Annotated in this window: 17 protein-coding genes; 11 read left to right on the forward strand and 6 right to left on the reverse strand. The window is 70.3% G+C overall.

The annotated features are described in order from the left end of the window. Positions 1–72 precede the first annotated feature (72 nt). Entirely contained in the window at positions 73–390 is a 318-nt protein-coding gene (locus tag SK803_RS02835; RefSeq protein ID WP_319964130.1) for a DUF6223 family protein, read from the forward strand. Here the strand turns inward: SK803_RS02835 and SK803_RS02840 are convergent. From SK803_RS02840 to SK803_RS02855, 4 genes are all read right to left on the reverse strand, one after another. Further along, the gene (locus SK803_RS02840) at positions 347–1,486 is read right to left on the reverse strand and encodes an ROK family protein (RefSeq protein WP_319964131.1); all 1,140 of its coding nucleotides are present in this window, start codon (positions 1,484–1,486) and stop codon (positions 347–349) included. The two genes, SK803_RS02835 and SK803_RS02840, sit on opposite strands and share 44 nt — an antisense overlap. 328 nt (positions 1,487–1,814) lie before the next feature. Beyond that, complete coding sequence (gene xylB, locus SK803_RS02845; protein WP_319964132.1) at positions 1,815–3,197, reverse strand: xylulokinase; 1,383 nt, start codon at positions 3,195–3,197, stop codon at positions 1,815–1,817. Position 3,198: 1 nt separating this feature from the next. Next, entirely contained in the window at positions 3,199–4,356 is a 1,158-nt protein-coding gene (gene xylA / locus SK803_RS02850) for a xylose isomerase (protein ID WP_319964133.1), read from the reverse strand. 75 nt (positions 4,357–4,431) lie between these two features. Then, positions 4,432–5,028 (reverse strand): SGNH/GDSL hydrolase family protein, encoded by a 597-nt coding sequence (locus tag SK803_RS02855; RefSeq protein WP_319964134.1) that lies wholly within the window; start codon positions 5,026–5,028, stop codon positions 4,432–4,434. A 149-nt stretch (positions 5,029–5,177) separates the two neighbouring features. Between SK803_RS02855 and SK803_RS02860 the strand changes: the two genes are divergently transcribed. From SK803_RS02860 to SK803_RS02870, 3 genes are all read left to right on the forward strand, one after another. Beyond that, positions 5,178–5,369, forward strand: a complete 192-nt coding sequence (locus SK803_RS02860; protein ID WP_319964135.1) for a hypothetical protein — start codon at positions 5,178–5,180, stop codon at positions 5,367–5,369. A 245-nt stretch (positions 5,370–5,614) separates the two neighbouring features. Further along, positions 5,615–7,600, forward strand: a complete 1,986-nt coding sequence (gene fusA / locus SK803_RS02865) for an elongation factor G (RefSeq protein WP_319964136.1) — start codon at positions 5,615–5,617, stop codon at positions 7,598–7,600. Positions 7,601–7,659: 59 nt separating this feature from the next. Continuing rightward, positions 7,660–8,421 carry an endonuclease/exonuclease/phosphatase family protein gene (locus SK803_RS02870; protein WP_319964137.1) on the forward strand — a complete coding sequence of 254 codons (762 nt, stop codon included), beginning with the start codon at positions 7,660–7,662 and terminating at the stop codon, positions 8,419–8,421. Here the strand turns inward: SK803_RS02870 and SK803_RS02875 are convergent. After that, the gene (locus SK803_RS02875; protein ID WP_319964138.1) at positions 8,411–9,871 is read right to left on the reverse strand and encodes a hypothetical protein; all 1,461 of its coding nucleotides are present in this window, start codon (positions 9,869–9,871) and stop codon (positions 8,411–8,413) included. The genes SK803_RS02870 and SK803_RS02875 overlap by 11 nt on opposite strands. Positions 9,872–9,976: 105 nt before the next feature. On the opposite strand from SK803_RS02875, the gene SK803_RS02880 reads away from it, so the two are divergent. The 7 genes from SK803_RS02880 to SK803_RS02910 all read left to right on the forward strand — a co-directional run bounded on the left by SK803_RS02880 (position 9,977) and on the right by SK803_RS02910 (position 15,461). Further along, on the forward strand, positions 9,977–10,585 hold the full coding sequence (locus tag SK803_RS02880) for a hypothetical protein (protein WP_406601471.1): 609 nt from the start codon (positions 9,977–9,979) through the stop codon (positions 10,583–10,585). Between the two features lie 22 nt (positions 10,586–10,607). Beyond that, positions 10,608–12,905, forward strand: a complete 2,298-nt coding sequence (locus tag SK803_RS02885) for a GH92 family glycosyl hydrolase (RefSeq protein ID WP_319964139.1) — start codon at positions 10,608–10,610, stop codon at positions 12,903–12,905. A gap of 19 nt (positions 12,906–12,924) precedes the next feature. Then, positions 12,925–13,077 (forward strand): hypothetical protein, encoded by a 153-nt coding sequence (locus SK803_RS02890; RefSeq protein ID WP_319964140.1) that lies wholly within the window; start codon positions 12,925–12,927, stop codon positions 13,075–13,077. A 112-nt stretch (positions 13,078–13,189) separates the two neighbouring features. Continuing rightward, entirely contained in the window at positions 13,190–13,747 is a 558-nt protein-coding gene (locus SK803_RS02895; protein WP_319964141.1) for a phosphatase PAP2 family protein, read from the forward strand. Positions 13,748–13,911: 164 nt separating this feature from the next. Further along, positions 13,912–14,238, forward strand: coding sequence for a plasmid stabilization protein (locus SK803_RS02900; protein WP_319964142.1), 327 nt, complete (start codon positions 13,912–13,914; stop codon positions 14,236–14,238). 10 nt (positions 14,239–14,248) lie between these two features. Beyond that, on the forward strand, positions 14,249–14,896 hold the full coding sequence (locus SK803_RS02905; protein ID WP_319964143.1) for a hypothetical protein: 648 nt from the start codon (positions 14,249–14,251) through the stop codon (positions 14,894–14,896). Between the two features lie 10 nt (positions 14,897–14,906). Continuing rightward, positions 14,907–15,461, forward strand: coding sequence for a hemerythrin domain-containing protein (locus tag SK803_RS02910; protein ID WP_319964144.1), 555 nt, complete (start codon positions 14,907–14,909; stop codon positions 15,459–15,461). Here SK803_RS02910 and SK803_RS02915 read toward each other — a convergent pair. Further along, the gene (locus SK803_RS02915) at positions 15,458–16,672 is read right to left on the reverse strand and encodes an MFS transporter (protein WP_319964145.1); all 1,215 of its coding nucleotides are present in this window, start codon (positions 16,670–16,672) and stop codon (positions 15,458–15,460) included. The two genes, SK803_RS02910 and SK803_RS02915, sit on opposite strands and share 4 nt — an antisense overlap. Between the last annotated feature and the right edge of the window lie 65 nt (positions 16,673–16,737).

Raw genomic sequence — 16,737 nt, forward strand, 5'->3', positions numbered from 1 at the left:
ACCGCGCCCGCAGTAGGCACTGTCTGCGCTCGCACGACGACCTGCGGTGGGTCTCTCGGACAGGCTGGTGCCATGTCACTTGCACAGGCTGCTTATGAAATGACCGCGGGGCGCGCCTGGTCCTTGGTGGGCGGAGCGCTCGGCCTGGTCGGTGTGGTGTTCGGTGTGCTGGCGCTGACGCGGCGCCGGGGTGCCGTCGTGGCTGTCGCCGCCGGCGCGGCGGGGGTGGTGATCGGCGCGCTGGTCGTGTTGATGGCCAAGGGCGGGCCCGGCACCGGCTACGGCATCGTCGGCGGCTACGTCTCGCTGGTGGTGGGAGCCGTCGCCGGTGCGCTGGGCGGCCTCGCTATGCGAAGAGCCTCTCGGGCTGGTGCACGGCGCGCCGCGTGATCAACCCCGCCGCACCCCGCACGACGGCGAACTCGCCGAGCGGCGAGGCCGTCAGCCGGGTGTGCCGCTCACCGCCCGCGAGCACCCTGGTGTCCATTTCGGACTGGACGGCAGCGCTGAGATGCTCGTACAACACGGCATAGCTGCCGCCGAGCACGACCGTGGGCACGTCGAAGAGGTTCATCAACGTGGCCAGCCCGACCCCGAGCGCCGTCCCGGCCTGGTGAACCGAGTCGAGCGCTTTGGGATCACCGGCCTCGAGTGCTTTGTGGAGCGAGTCGAGCCTGCGCCGTCCCGCCTCGCGCAGGATGACGTCAAGCCCCGCATACCGCTCCACACACCCACGGCTGCCGCAGGTGCACTTGGTGCCGTTGCGTTCGATCACCACGTGCCCGAGCTCGCCCGCGAACCCACTGGCCCCGCGGTAGACCTCACCGTTCAGCACCACGCCCGCACCGATGCCGACGTCCGCCGACACGTGCACGAAGTCCTCACCCGCGAGGTGCCGCGGCCACAGGTGAGCGAGCGCGGCGAGGTTCGCCTCGTTGTCCAGCTCGACGTCGAGCTGGAGCCGTTCGCCGAGCGCCGCGGCCAGCGGTACGCCGACGAGGTTGGGCAGGTTGGGGGCCCGGACGACAACGCCGTCGTGCACCACACCTGGCACGGCGAGTCCGGCGCCGAGCAGCTTGCGCGGTCCGGTGATCTCGCGGATCAACTCGGCGACCCGGTCGAGCACCTCGTCGGGTGTCGCCTTGCGCATGTCGGCTGGCACCAAGTGGCGGCGAATGGTCTCGCCGTCGAGGCCCAGCGTCTCGACGGCGAGGTGGCTGACGTTGACCTCCGCGCCGACCGCGACCGGCCCCTCCGGGTGGAAGCGCAGCGGCTTGGACGGCCTGCCGACGCCGGCGAACGTGGCGGGCTCCTCGAGGAGGATCCCGTTGGCCAGCAACGGCTCGGTGAGGTTGGACAGCGTCGCCTTGGTCAGGCCGGTGCGGGCCGCGAGGTCGGCGCGCGAGCCGGGCCGGTCGACCAGGGCGAGCAGGACCGTCCGGAGGTTGCCGAGGCGAACCTGGCGCAGGTGGTCGACGGTGGTCATCGCGCCCAGTATCGCTGCGGGGCCGCGGTGGGCAGCGCGCGGACTCCGGGCAGGCGGCGGGCCGGCGGCCGGATCCTCGCTGGATCACGGTGAGCTCGGCGCGGGTGGCCGGTCGTGGTCGCCGGGCCCAGGATCGCGGCAAGGCGGTGGACCGCATCCGATCGCGAGGACGCCGTCCGGCGCACCACCGCCCGGCCGCCACGGCGAACCGCGCCGGCCCTGGGCACCTGTCGTCGCCGCGCCGCACCCCCGTCTCCCGACGCGCGTGGGGTCCACCTCTCGGCCGGACCCCCGTCTCCCGACGCGAGTGCGGCCCACCGCTCGGCCGTCATCGGCTCAGGTACCGCTCTGCCGCCTCCCCGTACCGCGCCCGGATCTCCGGCACCGCCGCCCCCTCGAACCGCGTGCTCTCGGCCCCGGACCACTCCGGCGGCAGGTCCCCGCCCGCGAGCGCCCAGGCCGCCTGCCGCGCGGCACCGTCAGCGACGTACTCACCCGGCGCGGGCACGGTCACGGGCACCCCGAACACCATCGGCGCGATCTCCCGCACCGCAGGGGACGCCGCGGCCCCGCCAACAAGGCGCACGCCCGTGACGTCCGCGCCCTGCGAGGCGAGGGCGTCGAGTCCCACCGCTAGGCCGCACAGCATGCCTTCGACGGCGGCGCGGGCGATGTTCGCGGGCGTCGAGTTGCTGAGCGTCAGGCCGTGCAACGCGCCGGTCGCGTCCGGCAGGTTCGGGGTCCGTTCGCCCTCCAGGTACGGAACCATCACCACGCCTTCCGCACCGGGCTTGGCCGACAACGCCAGCGCGCTCAACCGAGCCAGGTCCACGCCCAGCATGCGGGCGGTGGCGTCCAGCACGCGGGCGGCGTTCAAGGTGCAGGCCAGCGGCAGGTAGCGGCCCGTGGCGTCGGCGAAACCCGCCACGATCCCGGAGGCGTCCAGAGCCCTGACCTCGCTGGTCGCGGTCACGACGCCGGACGTGCCGAGGGACACCACGACGTCCGTGCCCCCGCCGACGCCGAGCATGGCCGCCGCGTTGTCGCCGGCGCCCGCGCCGAGGCGCACCGGGCCGTCTACGGACTCGGAGGGACCGAGCACTCGCGGCAGCAGCACGTCGGAACGGCCGAGGCCGAGGGAGACGAGGTCGGGCACGTACTCGTTGGCCACGGAGTCGAAGTAGCCCGTGCCGGACGCGTCCGAGCGGTCGGTGACCAGGTCGGCGAGGTCACCGCTGCCGCGCAGTCGCCAGGTCAGCCAGTCGTGCGGCAGGCAGACGGCGGCGGTGCGCTTGGCGTTGGCCGGTTCGTGCTGGGCGAGCCAGCGGAGTTTGGTGATGGTGAACGACGCGACCGGGACCAGCCCGATCCGCGCGGCCCACTGCTCCGCGCCCAGCTCGGCGGTCAACGAAGCCGCCGCCGCCGCGGACCTGGTGTCGTTCCACAGCAACGCTTCCCGCACGACGTCGCCGTCCTCGTCGAGGCAGACCATGCCGTGCTGCTGGCCCGCCACGCTCAGAGCCGCCACGTCGTCGAGCCCGCCGGCGTCCGCGAGAGCCAACTGCAGTGCGCTCCACCAATGCGACGGGTGCACCTCGGTGCCGTCCGGGTGGGACGCGCGGCCCTCCCGGACGAGCTTGCCGGTCTCCGCCTCGCGCACCACGACCTTGCACGACTGCGTCGAGGAGTCGACGCCCGCGACGAGCGTCATGTCAGCGCGCCCCGGCGAGGTGCTCGAGCGCGAGCTGGTTCAGGCGCACGAAGCCGTAGCCGCGTTCGCCGGCCTTGTCCGGGTCGAAGCTGTCGTCGTTGATCAGGTCCTCGTAGGACTCGCCGTCACCGAGCGTCGGCTTGCCCAGGTCCGCGACGCCCGCCACGGCCAGCGCCTCCTGCACCTCCGGGTCGGCCCGGAACGCCAGGGCGCGGTCGCGGAGCAGCAGGTACGTCGACATGTTCGCCTTCGCCGAGTCCCAGACGCCGGTGATGTCCTCGGTGCGCGACGGCTTGTAGTCGAAGTGCCGCGGCCCTTGGTAGCCCGCCGTCTCCAGCAGGTCGACCAGTGCGAACGCGTTCATCAGGTCGCCGTGCCCGAACACCAGGTCCTGGTCGTACTTGATGCTGCGCTGGCCGTTGAGGTCGATGTGGAACAGCTTGTCGTGCCACAACGCCTGCGCGATGCCGTGCACGAAGTTCAGCCCGGCCATCTGCTCGTGCCCGACCTCGGGGTTCAGCCCGACCAGGTCGGCGCGGTCCAGCGTCGTGATGAACGCCAGCGCGTGCCCGACCGTCGGCAGCAGGATGTCGCCGCGCGGCTCGTTCGGCTTCGGCTCGATCGCGAACCGCAGGCCGTAGCCCCGGTCCGTGACGAACTGGGTCAGCAGGTTCATGGCCTCGCGGTACCGGTCGAGCGCCGCGCGGACGTCCTTCGCCGTGTCGTACTCCGAGCCCTCACGCCCGCCCCACAGCACGTACGTCTCGGCGCCCAGCTCGGCCGCGAGCTCGATGTTGCGCAGCACCTTCTTCAACGCGAACCGCCGCACCGCGCGGTCGTTGCTGGTGAAGCCGCCGTCCTTGAAGACGGGGTGGCTGAACAGGTTCGTCGTGACCATCGGGATGACCATCCCGGTCTCGGCCAGCGCGCCCTGAAGCCTGCCGATCTGCTTCTCGCGGTTCGTCGCCGCGAACCCGAACAGGTCGTCGTCGTGGAACGACAGGCCGTAGGCGCCCAGCTCTGCCAGCCGGTGCACCGCCTCGACGACGTCCAGCTCAGGCCGCGTGGCCTCGCCGAACGGGTCACGACCCTGCCAGCCCACGGTCCAGAGACCGAAGGAGAACTTGTCTGCCGGTGTGGGCGCAGCGGGCGCAGTCATCTTCCACCTCGTTCATTCGTTCAATGCTTGAACTTAGTGCGGACAGTACGACGCGCGGCCCGTGATCGCAATCGCTCAGGCGTGATGCCGCGTCGCGACCGCCTCGACCGCGGGCGCGAGTGCCTCGACGATCTCGCGGTAGCCGGCGGCGGACGGGTGGAAGCGGTCCGCGGCGAAGAGCGAGGGATCCGCGGCGAACCGCGGTGTGACAACGCGTTCGACGTGGGCGACCACGCCGCCGGCCCGGATGACGGCCTGCTGCTGCACCTGGGCGTAGTCCCGGCTCACGGCCGACACGACGTCGCGCAACGCGGGCGGCACGTGGGCGACGACGCTCAGGTCGGGCGCGGTGCTGACCACGACCTCGGCGCCCGCCAGGCGCAGCTCCGCGACCGCGTCGTGCAGCTGCTGTGCACCGACGTGCGCGGGGATGAACCTGGTCAGGTCGTTCGCCCCGATCACCACCACAGCGATGTCCACTCCGCTCGCCACCGCGGCCCGCACCTGCGCACGCAGGTCTGCCGAGCGCGCACCCGGTACGGCGTGCACGCTCAGGTCGACGGCGTGCCCGGCCGCACGGAGGCGGGCGGCGAGCAACGGGCCGAGCGTGTCCTCGCGGCGGGTGCTGCCAACACCGGCGGCGATGGAGTCACCGAGCAAACACAGACGCATACCCCTTAAAACGGCAGGCGTCGAAGTGCTGTTCCTGGTCAGACTGTGACGGTGGACGAACTCCTGGGGTGGTGCGTGGTCGCGAACGTCGCCGCCACCGATCTGTTGCACTTCCCACCCGGAACGAAGGAGTGGAAGCGGGGTCGGGTGTGCCAGGGCAGTGGGAGTCGCAGGCGGCGGCGGAGAAGGTCGTCGAGTGGTGGGTTCGCGACGCGGTCGTGAACCCGAAGCTCTCGTTCGAGCTCGGCGACGTGTTCCGCGATCAGCAGGAGGTGGACGCGGTTGGTGCTGTCGCGGGCCAGGTTCAGGCGCTCCTGATTCGCCAAACCGCTGTCGTATGAGCTTTCGTCCGTCTACACTCCACGATCAACATCCCACGATCACCATCACCGGGCGAGCGACGAGAGGAGACCGGCCATGCGCACCGCTGCCGTCCTCCCGTCCCGTTTCGACGTGATCCTCGTGTCTCCGCACCCCGGCTGCCCGCTGCGCGCCGGGCACCGGAGTGTCTGACGAACCCCGCTGAGGCGTTCGTCGGCTCATCGCGCTGACCTGTAGTCCTTTCGCACCGAAAAGGCACTGAGCCATGCGCACGACCACGCTGAACGCCGTCCGCAACCTGGGCATCCTCGCCCACGTCGACGCCGGCAAGACCACGCTCACCGAACGCGTCCTGTTCGCCACCGGCACCACCTACAAGCGCGGCGAGGTCCACGACGGCACCACCGTCACCGACTTCGACCCGCAGGAGCGCGATCGCGGCATCACGATCTTCGCCGCGGCCGTCAGCTGCACGTGGGACGGGCACCGGATCAACCTCATCGACACGCCAGGGCACGTCGACTTCTCCGACGAGGTCGAACGGGCGCTGCGCGTGCTGGACGGGGCTGTCGCGGTGTTCGACGGGGTCGCGGGTGTCGAACCGCAGAGCGAGTCGGTGTGGCGGCAGGCCGACCGGCACGGCGTGCCGCGGATCGCGTTCGTCAACAAGCTCGACCGGGCGGGCGCGGACCTCGACCACGCCGTGGAGTCCATCCGCACGCGGCTGCACACCGTTCCGTTCGTGGTGCAGCTGCCGATTGGCGCGGAGGACGGGTTCACCGGCGTCGTCGACCTGGTCCGCATGCGTGCGCTGACCTGGGAAGACTCGTTCGAGGAAAGTCCCGTACCGGAAACACTGATGGCGGAGGCACAACGGCGTCGTCGCCTCCTGGAGGAGACGGTGGCGGAGCTGCATCCGGACGCGCTGGAGGAGTTCTTCACTGGAGGTTTGTCCGATGAGACGTTGCGGAAGGCGTTGCGGGAACTGACCCGCCAGGGTGCCGGCACCGTCGTGCTGTGCGGCTCGGCGTACCGGAACCGGGGTGTCGAACCGTTGTTGGACGCGGTGATCGCGTACCTGCCGTCCCCTGTGGACGTTCCGCCGGTGCGGGGCGTCGACGGCCAGGAACGGCGGCCGGACCCGGACGAACCGTTCGCGGCGTTGGTGTTCAAGGTGAACGCCACTCCCAACGGGCGGTTGACCTACGTCCGCGTCTACTCCGGCACCCTCCACAAAGGAGAGACGGTCAGCGTGGCGGGACGGGCCGAGCGCATCGGCCGGATCCTGCGCGTCCAGGCCGATCGGCACACGCCGGTCGACCAGGCCGTCGCGGGCGACATCGTGGCACTGGTGGGGCTGAAGTCGGCTCGCACGGGGACAACCCTTTGCGCGCCAACGGCTCCGCTGCTGCTGGAACCTCCGGTCTCGGCCGATCCGGTCGTGTCGGTGGCGGTCGAAACGAAGACCAGCGCGGACAACGCACGCCTCACGGAAGCGTTGGCGCATCTGGTCGACGAGGACCCGTCGCTGCAGGTCAGGACGGACCCCGAGACCGGCCAGACGGTGTTGTCCGGCCTGGGTGAGCTGCACCTGGAGGTCGCGGTGGAGAAGGCGCGCACGAACCACCGCATCGAGATCACCATGGGACGGCCCCGCGTCTCCTACCGCGAAACGCTCGCTGCGGGCGTCACGGGATTCGTCTACCGGCACGTGAAGCAGGACGGAGGTTCGGGACAGTTCGCCCACATCGTCATCACCACCGAACCGCTGGAGACCGGGTTCGAGTTCCGGTCGGCGGTCACCGGCGGGCGGGTGCCGCAGGAGTTCGTCCGCGCGGTCGAACAGGGCTGCCGGGACGCGCTCGGCGAGGGCCCGCTCGGCCACCCGGTGACCGGGCTGCGGGTGACGCTCACCGACGGGTCCACGCACGTCAAGGACTCCTCGGAGATGGCGTTCCGCACGGCGGGCCGGCTCGGGCTCCGCGAGGCGCTCAAGGCGGGCGCGATGACGTTGCTCGAACCGATCGCCGAGGTCACGGTCACCGTTCCGGACGACTACCTCGGCGGCGTGCTCGGTGACCTGGCCGCGCGCCGGGGCCGGATCCTCGGCTCCGCAGCCAGGACGGGCACGACGGTGGTGACGGCGAGCGTGCCGTTGGCGGAGATGTTCGGTTACGTGACGAGGTTGCGCAGCCGGACACAAGGCCGCGGCTCGTTCACCAGCCGCCCCACCGGTTACGCGCCGGCATAGCGAGAACGCGGGCCTGTGCTGTGAGAGTCACAGCACAGGCCTGTGCCATGATCGGCAAGGTGGATCCCCTGCGCGTCATGTCGTTCAACCTGCGGTACGCCTCGAACACCGAGCCGAACTCGTGGGTCGCGCGGCGCCCGGTGATGGCCCAGCTGCTGCTCAACGAACGGCCGGCGTTGTTAGGCACCCAGGAAGGGCTCTACGGCCAGCTGCGCGACATCGCGCACGACCTGCCCGGCCACTACGACTGGATCGGGCTCGGCCGTGCGGGCGGCAGCCACGACGAGTTCATGACGGTCTTCTTCGACACGCTCCGGCTGGAGCCGCTCGAGTTCGACCACCACTGGCTCTCCGCCACACCGCACGTCGTGGGTTCGAGGTCGTGGGGCAACAACGTCATCCGCATGGTCACGTGGGTCCGGTTCGCGGACCGCTTGACGGGCAAGCAGTTCGTGGCCGTCAACACGCACTTCGACCACGAGTCGGAGAACTCCCGCCTGCGCAGCGCCGAGTTCGTGCGCGACCGGATCAACGCCTTCACGTTGCCGGTGGTGCTCACCGGCGACTTCAACGCCCCGGCCGCCTCACCCACCTACTGCACCCTGACCAACGGGCTGACCGACACGTGGCTCGCGGGGTCGCGGACCACGCCGGCGTACGGGACGTTCCACGGCTACGGACCGCTCATCCCGGACGGCCCGCGCATCGACTGGATCCTCACCCGTGGCGCCGCGATCCAGGCCGCCGCGATCAACACCTACCACCGGGACGGCCAGTTCCCGTCCGACCACCTGCCGGTGCAGGCCTCGATCATCTTCTAGGCGCCCACTCGGGCGGCAGTTCGTGCGAACAGGTCGGCGCGCCATCCGTGCGTGCCTGCCGCAAGCCCAGGTAGGGCCCGGCGATCTCGTCGCGAGGCACTCCGCCCAGCGCGAGCACGGCGTCGCCCGCGGCCAGCACCTGGCTCCGCATCCGTTCGTGGTCGACGGCAGCGGCGCCGAACGACGGCGCCCAGAGCGTCCACGGCCCGGAGATCATCGCCATCGTCGGGATCAGGTGCGAGTGGAAGTGCGTGCCGATGCCACCGAACGAGCACTGCGGCGGCGCCCGGCCCGGCACCGGAACATCGCTGCCGGGCAACACGAAAGTGCGGTCCACCGCGCGTCCGGCCAGCGCCGTGGCGGCGGCTCGGGCGAGCACGGGACTGCCTGCGAACCAGCCCGAGAACTCGGCCGCGCCCGTTGGTCGCAGGGAACCCGCGCTGGGCAGGAACTCCCGCGTGCCGAGGTGTTCCAGCACGAACGCGAACGCGACGGAACCCTGGTCGTACTCGGCATCCAGGGCTCGCGCGCGGAACTCGCTGCCTTCCGCCGGGCGGTGCAGGTGGCCGGTCGCGAAGACGAACTCGATCGTGCGCGGCCGGCAGCGCAGCGGCAGCCGGGCGAGGTGGTCGGCCAGGGCGAGGAGTGCGACGGTTCCGTTCTCCTGCACCCAGCCCACGCCGTCGGTGTTGGTGTCGATGACGATCCGCTCGCTGCTCAGTCCCGGCAGGGTGGCGATCAACGAGCGCGTCGACCCCGGGAAACGCCCTGCCAGCACGCCGATCGTCGTGCGGTGGCCGACCTGCAGCTTCAGCGCCGCGTCGGAGCCGACGAACACGCCGGGCACGCGGTAGTGCGTGCCGAGGTGCGGATCCCAGTAGCCCCGCACCTGCTCGTGCGGGAACGGGAAGGCGATGACGACTCCGGCGGCTCCGGCGACGCCCGCGTCGACCATGTCGCGGTCCAGCAGGGGTTCGGCGAAGTAGCCGCGGTCGACGGCGGGGAAGTCGCGCAGCACGACCTTGCCACGCGCGTTGGCGGCGGTGATCGGCGTGCCGGTGGGCAGGTGGACCAGTTCACCGGACCGCAGACCCGGAGCGGAGTAGGGGATGGCACCCGCGACTGGCACCACGCCGTCGGAGACGAGGAAACCAGGGCCCGGCTGCCAGCGCGTGATGGGGAAGCGTTCGGAGCGCACGGACATGCCGGGAAGCCGGGAGACGTGGCGTTCCAGCCAGGAGATCAGGCGGTGGTGGGCGGGGCTGCCGGTGGCGCGGACGCCGAACCCGGCCATCTGGGCGTTCGACTCGCGCAACGAGACGGCGGAAGCGAACGTCCGGTCGTCGATCGACGTCGGGCAGCCGCGCGGGCCGGCGGCCGCCGGAGAGGACAGTTGGAGGGAGAAAATCGTTACGACACCTATGAATCCAAGCGATCTGGCGGGGCGCACGACGCAACTCTGGCCATCACGAGACACGCTCACAATCCGCTGTCCAGGTAATGCGGTCAACGGTGAACGCAATGGTTCAGACCATTATCCGCTACGGTCCGCCAGATGCGCTTGAATTCGACGCTCGGCCGCGTCGCGGTGATCGCGTGCGCGCTGATGTCCACCCTCGGCTCGACGACCGCGGCCACCGCTTCGCACGGCAGCGAGTGCGGGACACCGTCCATCGACCGGTTGCAGCAGTGGATCGCCAGTGGCGAAGGCGCCACCGAGCCCGCGACCGGCAGCATCCTCGTGCCGAGGAACCGGCACGATCACACGGCGAAGATCAAGTTCCTCGCCGACGACTGGGCCGTCATGGTCGTGTGGCTGGGCAACAAGTTCGAGGCCCAGGCCGACCTCTCGAAGTCGCACGGCTTCTGGATGACCTACCGCGCCACCAACGACCTCCACGTCCAGCTGCGGCCCGCGTCGCACTGGAGCGGCGGTGACAAATGGGTCACTAAGATCCCGTCCACTCAGGGCAAGCTGGTCAGGAAGTTCTTCAGCTTCAACCCTGACAAGTGGACAACCTTGCCCGAGCTCGGCAAGCCCGCCTACCCGCTCGCAGAGGCGCTCGACGACGCCCGTGGCCTGGTCTTCGTCGGCAAGACGAAGAACGACCTGGAGTTCCAAGGGCTGAAAATCGACGGTTACCGGCCACCCTGCGTTTACTAGAAACCGGTTACTGTCCCGGGACGTGAGAGCGCTCCCGATCATCCTGGTCACTGTCCTCACCGCCGCGCTGGCGACTCCCGTGAGCGCGGCGGTGAGAGACGACACGAGGTACGTCGACCCGTTGATCGGCTCGGCGGGCGGCGGCAACACCTATCCGGGTGCCGTACGGCCGTTCGGGATGATCTCGTGGAGCCCGACGTCGACCCGAGGCGACCAGACGAACACGGGCGCCGCCAACGGTTACGCCTACGACGCCACGCGGGTGCGCGGCTTCAGCCTCACCCACGTCAACGGCGCGGGCTGTCACCCCGGCGCGGCGGGGGACGTGCCGATCATGCCGCACGTCGGTGAGATCACGACCTCGCCGACCGCCGACACGAAGGACCAAGTCTACGCCAGCGATTTCGCGCACGCCGACGAGATCGCCGAACCCGGCCGGTACCGGGTGGGCCTGAAGTCCGGCGCGAAAGCGGACCTGTCCGTGACGACGCGGGCGGGCATCGGCGAGTTCACCTATCCCGCGAGCGACACGGGTTCGCTGCTGTTCCGCACCTCGAACTCGCTCAACGGCAGCGAGGACGCCGAGATCACCATCGACCCGGCGAGCGGCACGGTCTCGGGCTCGGTGCTCACCGGCGCGTTCTGCGGCAGGCGCGCGAACGGTGGCGTGAACAACCAGAAGACCTACTACCGCCTGTACTTCACGGCGTCGTTCGACCGTCCCATCACGGCGTACGGCACGTGGGTCAACAGCGAGCTCAGGCCGGGCACGACGACCGCGACGGGCGGCGAGGGCTACCTGACCGGAAGTGCGCGCGCGGGCAGGGGTTCCGGCGGTTATGTGTCCTTTGCGGACACCAAGGTGACGACGCGCATCGGCATCTCCTACACCAGCGCGGAAGCCGCCAAGCGCAACCTCGCGGCGGAGATCCCGAAGCGCGCCACCGTGGCCGACGTCGCGAAGGACGCCCGGCAGGCCTGGGCGAAGCAGCTGCGCGCGGTTGAGATCGACGGTGGCACGGCCGACGAGCGGACGATCTTCTACACGGCGCTCTACCACGCGTTCCTGCAGCCGAACGTGGCCAGCGACGTCGACGGCACCTACCTGGGCAGCGATCGTCAGGTCCGCCGGCTCGCACCGGGCCAGAAAGCCCAGTACGGCAACTTCTCCGGCTGGGACCAGTACCGGGCTCACACCCAGCTCCTGGCGTTCCTCGAACCACGGGTCGCGAGCGACTACGCCCAGTCGTTGCTGAACCTCGCCTGGCAGAACGGCGGCGTCTGGGACCGCTGGGTGCACGTCAACGGCCCGACGCACGTCATGACGGGCGACCCGTCCGCACCGGCGATCGCGGGCATGTACGCGATGGGCGCCAAGGACTTCAACGTGCGCGCGGCCTACGACTCGTTGCTGCGCCAGGCCACGGTTCCGCACCCGGACGGTCTGTCCGACAAGGGTTGCCCCGGCCAGTGCGAGGGCCAGCGCCCCAACCTCGCCGAATACCTGCGCCTCGGTTACGCCCCGCAGGACACCTGCCACTGCTGGGGCGGCGCCGCGGAGACGTTGGAAGACTCCGTGGCCGACCAGGCGCTGGCCGACCTGGCGCGACGCCTCGGCCGTCCCAGCGAGGAACTGCGGAAGCGCGCGGGCTGGTGGCGCAACACCTTCAACCCCGCCACCGGCTACCAGCAGGCCCGCAAGGCCGACGGCACCTGGGTGACCCCGTTCAACCCGGCCTCCGACCAGGGCTTCGCGCAGGGCAGCAGCGCCACCTACACGTGGATGGTCCCGCACGACGTCGCCGGGCTGGCCGAGGCGATGGGCGGCAAGGACACCGCCGCCACCAGGCTCGACGCGTTCTTCCACCGCGTGGACGGCTCGTGGGCGACCGGCGGCGACGCACTGAGGTACGACCCGACGAACGAGCCCGGCATCCACACCCCGTGGATCTACAACGAGCTCGGCCGCCCGCACCAGACCCAGGAAACCGTCCGGGCGATGGCGCGACTGGTCTACCGCACCGGCCCGTCCGGCCTGCCCGGCAACGACGACCTCGGCACGATGTCCGCCTGGTACGTCTTCGCCGCGCTCGGTCTGTACCCGCGCACGCCCAGCGGCGCCGAACTGCACCTGTCCAGCCCGATGTTCCCGAAGGCCCGGATCGCCCAGCGCAACATCACGATCTTCGCGCCCGGCGCCCCGGACATCTACGTCCAGGGCGCCAGGTGGAACGGCCGCGAGGTGGACCAGCCGTGGCTGCCCGAGTCCTTCGTGCAGCGCGGTGGCGTTCTGCGCGTGGATCTAAGCGGAGAACGGTGAGGCTGCACCCTCAGCACGGGTGCGGCGGCCACGCCGGGCGGTGGAGGACAACGGCATGGCGATGTCCTCCACCGCACAGGTCGATGTCGGGGTGGCACGCGGGCTGGCCGTCCTTGACCGCGATGTCGCAGCCGCACCCGTTGCCGCACAGGTGGTCCCCGGCATTGTTTGAATGAACCAGACCCCCTTTGCCGACCCGATTCGATTCGCGCATTTACGGGTAATTTGTCCGTTCTGCCGATTCCGGAGTTTGCGATCGTGGCTGGTGAGGGAACTTCCTGGCGATGAACGGTGACGAGGAGATCGAAGAGGAACTGCCCACGGATCGGCCTTCTCCGGTCCTGATCGCGGCGAGCGTCACCGCACGAGGTGGCGCTCTGTGGGTGCCCGTCGCCGGTCTGCTCACGCTGGCGGGCAAGGGAAAGGCGGCCAAGCGAGGGCTGCTCGCCGCGGCCGTCGCGATGCCGGTGGGCCACCTGGTGAGCCTGGTGGTGCATCGGCGGAGACCGCAGGCCGCGAACATGCCCGCGCGGCAGGCCTTACCGGAACACCCGGACTCCTCGTCCTTCCCGTCCAAGCACGCGGTGACGGCCGCCGCTTTCGGCACGGCCACCGCGTTGGAGGACAGCGGAACGGCCGTGTTCGTGGCGCCGGTGGTTCTCCTCGTCGCGTACAGCCGTCTGCGCACCCGCGTGCACTGGCCCAGTGACGTGCTGGGAGGCCTGGTCATCGGCGCGCTGGTCGCGTTCGCTCAGGCGCGGATCGGGCGCTCGGCCAGGGCCAGGGCGACGGCGCGCAGGTTGGCGGCCGTCGTGCGGCCGGTGTTCTCCGGCCACTCGTGACCCTCGTCGGTGCCGGAGCGGCTCGGCCCGGCCGCGGACCCCGGTTCCAGCACCTCCGGTCCTCGTCACCGACGAGCACCCATCCGGGTCGTGTGCATGCGAGGCGGTGTGTGAACCGCTGTGACCGGGGGTATTCGCGGTTCAGCTCGAACCAGGAGGTCGTGATGCCAGCGGGATCGAACGCGAAACGTGAACGCCAGTACAAGCACATCAAGGACTCCGCCGAGGACCGCGGTGCCTCGCCGAAGCGCGCGAAGGAGATCGCCGCGCGCACGGTGAACAAGAACCGCGCCCAGTCCGGGGAGTCCAAGACCGCCAGCCGATCGTCCGTCAAGGACACGTCGCCGCAGAAGCGCGGCGGGCAGCGGTCGGGCACGAACAGGCCGAAGGGCCCCACGAAGGAGCAGCTCTACAACGAGGCCAAGAAGAAGAACATCAAGGGCCGCTCCACGATGACGAAGAAGGAGCTCGCGAACGCGCTGGGACGCTGACGTGCCGGAAATGGACAAGACCTCGGCGCTGACGATCCTCACCACCGAGCATTACACGCTCCAGATGGTGCGCACCGCGAACATCGCCGACGCGACCGGCAGGGCGGGCCACCTGCTCTCCACGATCTCCGCGTCGATGATCGCGCTTGGCTTCGTCGCCCAGGTGGTCCCCCTCGAGGTGTTGCTGACACTGGTGCTGGTCATCTTCAGCAGCCTGTTCCTGATCGGGCTCGCCACGCTGTTCCGCGCGGTCGAGCTGGTCATCGAGGACGTGCAGGCAGGTCTGGGGATCAACCGGATCCGGCATGTCTACAGCGACCTCGAACCGTCCACGAAGGACGTCTTCGTCCGTCAGGTGCACGACGACACCGCGGCCGTCGAGGCGGACGCCGGCCAGACCGGCTGGCGCAAGGCCCGGCGGCCGCGCCTGATCGGCACCGCGCTGACCGTCGCCGGGCTCGTGAACCTCGTCAACGGTCTCGTCGCCGGCGCCGTCGCCGGTGCGGCGTCGGGGCTGCTGAACGCAGGCCTCACGTGGTCGATCGTCATCGGCTCCGTCGTGGCCGTCGCCGTGGTCGCCGGGTTCGGCGTGGCCATCGGCCGGATCGGACGACGCGGCGTCGCCCCGATCAACACCCGCTATCCCAGGAACCAGTAGGAGGACCGCCGTGCAGTACGACGTCGTCGACCTGATCATGCAGGACCACCGCGAGGTCGAGCGCCTGTTCGACGAGCTCGAGAACCACCCGGAGAAACGGCCACTGCTCACCCCGGTGATGTGCGGCCTGCTCGTCGCCCACAGCCGCGCCGAGGAGGCCGAGGTCTACCCGATCGCCATCAAGGAGGCAGGCGAGACCGACGAGGTCGAGCACAGCCAGGAGGAGCACGCCGAGGCCGAGAGACTGCTCGCCGAGCTCCTGGACTGCGACTGGGACTCCCCGCAGTACGTCACGGCGCTGAAGAGGGTCGTGGACGCGGTCTCCCACCACGTCGAGGAAGAGGAGAAGACGGTCCTTCCCGGCATGCGCAAGCGGCTCAGCGCGGAACGCCGCCACCAGCTCGGGGAACGGTTCGCGAGCAGCCGGGCCGAGCACCTCGGTGAGCTGCCCGGCCAGGCGACGCGCGAGGAACTGCTGATCCAGGCGAAGAACCTCGGGGTGAGCAACGCGGCGAGCATGAGCAAGAAGCAGTTGAAGAACGAGCTGCAGAAGGCCGGTTCCTAGGCCTTCTCAGGCGTTCCGAAGTCACGGGACGACGGCACCAGAGCGGCCAGAGCGGGCGCGGCGAAGCAGATCACCGAGCAGGCGATCAGCACCGCGCCCGCTCCGTACGCCGTGACGGCCGGAGCGATGAGCGCCAGGCCGATCGGCGCCAGGCCGTAGGACATCAGGAAGTCCAAAGAGGACACGCGGGCGAGCTTCGAGGGCTCGACCTCGCGCTGTGTCGCGGTGAACCACGGCACGTTGAACAGGTCGATGCCGAGCCCGGCGATCGCGTACACGGCGATCACGACGACCGGGTGCACCGGCAGCAGCAGGACCAGCGGCGCGAACCCGTACAGCGCGAGGCCGAAGAGCCCGGTCCACCCGGCGGCGCGGGGGCGCCAGCGGGCCATCAGCACCGCGCCGGCCAGTGCGCCGAGCGTGTAGGCGGTCAGGGCGCCCGCGAGCACGGCTTCCGTGCCGTAGCGGTCGCGGCTGACCAGGGGGAGGATCACGCCGGTCGCCGAGTAGCCGGTGGCGATCACCGCCGAGAGCGCGCCCAGGCCGGCCAGGAACCACGGGTGCCTGCGGGCTTCGCGCACGCCGTCCAGGAACTCGGTCACGAATCCCGCACCGCTCGGAGGCGCCACGCTTCCGGTACCGGCAGGGGGCATGAGGGCGGCCGCGAGCCACAGGGCGCCGATGCCCAGCAGAAGACCCTGGGTGTTGACCACGAGGGCGAGCAACGCGGTCAGACCCGGTGCCACCAGCGTTGTCACCCGGATCGACATGGTCATCGCCGCGTTGGCCTGCTGGCGTTGGTCCGGCTCGACCACCTCGGCGGTCAGCGCCGAGAACGCCGGACGGCACGCGCCCTGGCCCGCGCCCATCGCGATGGCCGCGATCGCCGCCAGCACCAGTGAGTTGCCCACGAAGACAGCGAGGACCGGGGCGGCGGCCGCGGAGATCAGGCCGGACCACAGCACCACCTGGCGGCGGGCGTAGCGGTCTGCTAGCACGCCGCTGATCGGGACCGCGGCGAGGAAACCGGCGGTGCGCGCGGCGAGCAGGATGCCCAGTTCGACGGCGGTCAGCGAGCGGGAGAGCACCGCCAGGCCCAGCACGAACGGGAGCGCCCAGGTCGCGATGCCCGACGCGGTGGTCGCCGTCCAGAGGCGGAGGAACTGGGTGCTGCGCAACACGGACGGGCTGCGCACTGTGTCGTGGACCACGCGCTCGACCTTTCGACGGGGTTGATTTGAAAATGATTGTCGTTACAGTAGCGGAGGTCGTTCGC

The organism is Lentzea miocenica, from assembly GCF_033949945.1.
GTDB lineage: Bacteria > Actinomycetota > Actinomycetes > Mycobacteriales > Pseudonocardiaceae > Lentzea > Lentzea miocenica.

What these genes read in the sequence shown, in the direction of transcription:
- xylA (WP_319964133.1), bottom strand. Translation starts at nt 4,356, where the DNA reads ATGACTGCGCCCGCTGCGCCCACACCGGCAGACAAGTTCTCCTTCGGT.
- xylB (WP_319964132.1), bottom strand. Translation starts at nt 3,197, where the DNA reads ATGACGCTCGTCGCGGGCGTCGACTCCTCGACGCAGTCGTGCAAGGTC.
- SK803_RS02855 (WP_319964134.1), bottom strand. Translation starts at nt 5,028, where the DNA reads ATGCGTCTGTGTTTGCTCGGTGACTCCATCGCCGCCGGTGTTGGCAGC.
- SK803_RS02840 (WP_319964131.1), bottom strand. Translation starts at nt 1,486, where the DNA reads ATGACCACCGTCGACCACCTGCGCCAGGTTCGCCTCGGCAACCTCCGG.
- fusA (WP_319964136.1), top strand. Translation starts at nt 5,615, where the DNA reads ATGCGCACGACCACGCTGAACGCCGTCCGCAACCTGGGCATCCTCGCC.
- SK803_RS02880 (WP_406601471.1), top strand. Translation starts at nt 9,977, where the DNA reads ATGCGCTTGAATTCGACGCTCGGCCGCGTCGCGGTGATCGCGTGCGCG.
- SK803_RS02900 (WP_319964142.1), top strand. Translation starts at nt 13,912, where the DNA reads ATGCCAGCGGGATCGAACGCGAAACGTGAACGCCAGTACAAGCACATC.
- SK803_RS02905 (WP_319964143.1), top strand. Translation starts at nt 14,249, where the DNA reads ATGGACAAGACCTCGGCGCTGACGATCCTCACCACCGAGCATTACACG.
- SK803_RS02835 (WP_319964130.1), top strand. Translation starts at nt 73, where the DNA reads ATGTCACTTGCACAGGCTGCTTATGAAATGACCGCGGGGCGCGCCTGG.
- SK803_RS02895 (WP_319964141.1), top strand. Translation starts at nt 13,190, where the DNA reads ATGAACGGTGACGAGGAGATCGAAGAGGAACTGCCCACGGATCGGCCT.